This is a genomic window from Streptomyces himastatinicus ATCC 53653 (genome assembly GCF_000158915.1).
In the GTDB taxonomy this organism is placed as follows: domain Bacteria; phylum Actinomycetota; class Actinomycetes; order Streptomycetales; family Streptomycetaceae; genus Streptomyces; species Streptomyces himastatinicus.
In genome coordinates, this window is record NZ_GG657754.1 from 2,960,137 (window position 1) to 2,963,267 (window position 3,131).

Below are 3,131 nucleotides of genomic sequence, written 5' to 3' on the forward strand. Positions count from 1 at the left end.
GGGGTGGGCATTCCCCGGTTCATCACCGAGGACACGGAGGTCGGCGGGGAGCCGGTGGGCGCCGGGAGCACGTTGTTCGTCAATCTGCACGCCGCCAACCGGGACGAGCGCAAGTTCCCCGAGCCCGACCGGTTCGATCCGCGCCGCGAGAACAACGCCCAGCACCTCGCGTTCGGCGCGGGACCGCATTTCTGTGTCGGCCAGACGCTCGCCCGGGTGGAACTCCAGGTGGTGCTGGGGACGTTCGTCAGGCGACTGCCCGAGCTGCGGCTGCGGGACGCCCCGGAGACGCTCCGTATCCGCGAGGGGGTTGCCGCGGGCGGTTTCGAGGACATGTGGGTCACCTGGTGACGGGCGGCGAGGAAGGTAGCATGAAGATCACTGTCGACGAGGGGCTCTGCTGCGCCAGCGGGATGTGCGTGGTCAGGGCCGATCAGGTCTTCGACCAGCGGGAGGAGGACGGGATCGTGCTCGTACTGGACGACGCTCCGCCGCCGGAGCACCACGATGCCGTCCGTGAGGCCGCCGCGGCGTGCCCGACCGGGGCCATCAGCCTGACGGAATGACTCCTGTGGAATGACTGTGGAATGACGCTTTCCGGCCCGGCTGCCCCGCCGTCCGCGCGCTCGGTGCTCGCGCGGGACAAACTGATGCGCACCGCCGAGCGGCTCTACGCCGAGCGCGGCTTCGCGGGCGTATCGGTGCGGCAGATCAGCGAGGCGGCCGGGCAGCGCAACAACTCGGCGGTGCAGTACCACTTCGAGAGCCGTGACGGGCTCATCAGGACGATCCTGTCGCACCACACCGCACTCGTCGAGAAGCACCGCATCGCCATGGTGGAGGCGCTGCGCGGGCAGGACACGGTGTCGCTGGAGGACCACTACGGCTGCCTGATCCTGCCGAACGTCGCGACGTATATCGAGGCCGGCACCCCCGCCTGGTGCGCGCGCTTCTTCGCCCAGGCCCTCGTCGAACCCGCGCTGCGCGACTACGTCGTGCGGGAGCATCTGGACACGCCGTCCCTCGGCCTCCTGGGCGAGATCGGCGCGATTCGCCGGGACGACATCCGCCCCGACCTCCTGGACCGGCACGGCACCATGGTGCGCCAGCTCTCGGTGCACGCCTTCGCGGAGCTGGAGTACGACCTGGCCAACGGCCGCGTCGACCCGGCCAGGGCGGAGGAGTCGTGGCACACCCTGGGCCGGGATCTGATCGCGGCACTGTGCGGGCTCACCACCGCCCTGATCGGGCCTCTCTAGAGGGCGAGCCGGGGCCTCGGGGCATCGGTGCGGCCGGTCGGGGGTGTGCGGCTGCCCGCCTGGTACGGGAGGGGCCAGGGGGCGGCCGGGCCGGTGTAGTTCTGGTCGGCGGCGGCGTGCAGGGTCCAGTGGGGGTCGTAGAGGTGGGGGCGGGCGAGGGCGCAGAGGTCGGCGCGGCCCGCCAGGATCAGTGAGTTGACGTCGTCCCAGGAGGAGATGGCGCCGACCGCGATGACGGGGACACCGAGTTCGTTGCGGATGCGGTCGGCGTAGGGAGTCTGGTACGAGCGGCCGTAGTCGGGGGTCTCGTCGGGGACGACCTGGCCGGTGGAGACGTCGATGGCGTCGGCGCCGTGGGCGGTGAAGGCGGCGGCGACGGCGACCGCGTCGTCGGCCGTGGTGCCGCCGTCGGCCCAGTCGGTGGCGGAGATGCGAACCGTCATGGGGCGGTCGTCGGGCCAGACGGCGCGGACGGCGTCGAAGACCTCCAGCGGGTAGCGGAGGCGGGCGTCGAGGGAGCCGCCGTAGGCGTCGGTGCGGTGGTTGGTGAGCGGGGAGAGGAAGCTGGAGAGCAAGTAGCCGTGGGCGCAGTGGAGTTCGAGGAGGTCGAAGCCCGCGCGGGCGGCGCGTTCGGCGGCGCGGGCGAACTGGTCACGGACGGCGGCGAGTCCGGCGGCATCGAGGGCCCGCGGGGTCTGGTTGACGCCGGGGCGGTACGGGAGGGGCGAGGGGGCGACGAGCGGCCAGTTGCCGTGCGGGAGCGGGGTGTCGATGCCCTCCCACATCAGCCGGGTGGAGCCCTTGCGCCCGCTGTGGCCGAGCTGGACGCCGACGGCCACGCCCGGGGAGTGGGTGTGGGCGAAGTCGGTGACGCGGCGCCAGGCGGCTTCGTGGACGTCGTCGTACAGGCCGGTGCAGCCGGGGGTGATACGGCCCTCCGGGCTCACGCACACCATCTCCGTCATCACCAGACCGGCCCCGCCGAGCGCCCGGCCGCCGAGGTGGACGAGGTGGAAGTCGCCGGGGGTGCCGTCGGGGGCGGCGGAGTACATGTCCATGGGGGACACCACGACGCGGTTGCGGAGGGTGAGATCGCGGAGGCGGAAGGGGGTGAACATGGGCGGGGTGGCGGCGGGTACGGCGGCCTCGCGCTCCACCGTCTCGACGAACTCCCGGTCGCGCAGCCGCAGGTTGTCGTGGGTGACGCGGCGGCTGCGGGTGAGGAGGTTGAAGGCGAACTGCCGTGGCGGCTGGTCCAGGTACAGCTCCAGGTTCTCGAACCACTCCAGGCTGGCGCGCGCCGCGCGCTGGGTGGACGCGACGACCGGGCGGCGTTCGGCCTCGTACGCGGCGAGCGCGTCGGGGAGGGCGGGGTGTTCTTCGAGGCAGGCGGCCAGGGCGAGGGCGTCCTCGACGGCGAGTTTGGTGCCGGAGCCGATGGAGAAGTGGGCGGTGTGCGCGGCGTCGCCGATGAGGACCGTATTGCCGTGTGACCAGCGCTCGTTGACGACCGTACGGAAGGCCGTCCACTGGGAGTGGTTGCCGCGCAGGGGGTGGCCGCCGAGGGCGTCGGTGAAGAGCTTGGCGCAGCGCTCGGTCGACTCGCGTTCGGTGCACCGGTCGAGCCCGGCCCGTCGCCACACCTCTTCCCGCGTCTCGATGATGACGGTGCTGGCGTCCGGCTCGTACGGATAGCCGTGCAGCTGCATGACGCCGTGCTCGGTCTCGGCGATCTCGAAGCGAAAGGCGTCGAAGGCGACGTCGGCGGCGAGCCAGATGTAGCGGCAGCGGTGGGTGGTGATGCGGGGGCGGAAGGCGGAGGCATGAGCCTGGCGGGTGGCGCTGCCCGCCCCGTCGGCCGCGATGACCAGG

The 3,131-nt window shown here is 72.2% G+C and carries 4 protein-coding genes; 3 read left to right on the plus strand and 1 reads right to left on the minus strand.

Going from position 1 to position 3,131, the window contains the following annotated elements; genetic code table 11:
- The 3 genes from SSOG_RS11915 to SSOG_RS11925 form a co-directional block, all read left to right on the plus strand.
- The coding region (locus SSOG_RS11915; RefSeq protein WP_154686094.1) for a cytochrome P450 at positions 1-351 on the plus strand (351 nt) is incomplete at its 5' end.
- A gap of 20 nt (positions 352-371) precedes the next feature.
- On the plus strand, positions 372-566 hold the full coding sequence (locus SSOG_RS11920; protein ID WP_009714470.1) for a ferredoxin: 195 nt from the start codon (positions 372-374) through the stop codon (positions 564-566).
- A gap of 21 nt (positions 567-587) precedes the next feature.
- On the plus strand, positions 588-1,259 hold the full coding sequence (locus tag SSOG_RS11925; RefSeq protein ID WP_039937295.1) for a TetR/AcrR family transcriptional regulator: 672 nt from the start codon (positions 588-590) through the stop codon (positions 1,257-1,259).
- On the opposite strand, the gene SSOG_RS11930 is transcribed toward SSOG_RS11925, so the two are convergent.
- The coding region (locus SSOG_RS11930; RefSeq protein WP_063631559.1) for an oxidoreductase at positions 1,256-3,131 on the minus strand (1,876 nt) is incomplete at its 5' end. The two genes, SSOG_RS11925 and SSOG_RS11930, sit on opposite strands and share 4 nt — an antisense overlap.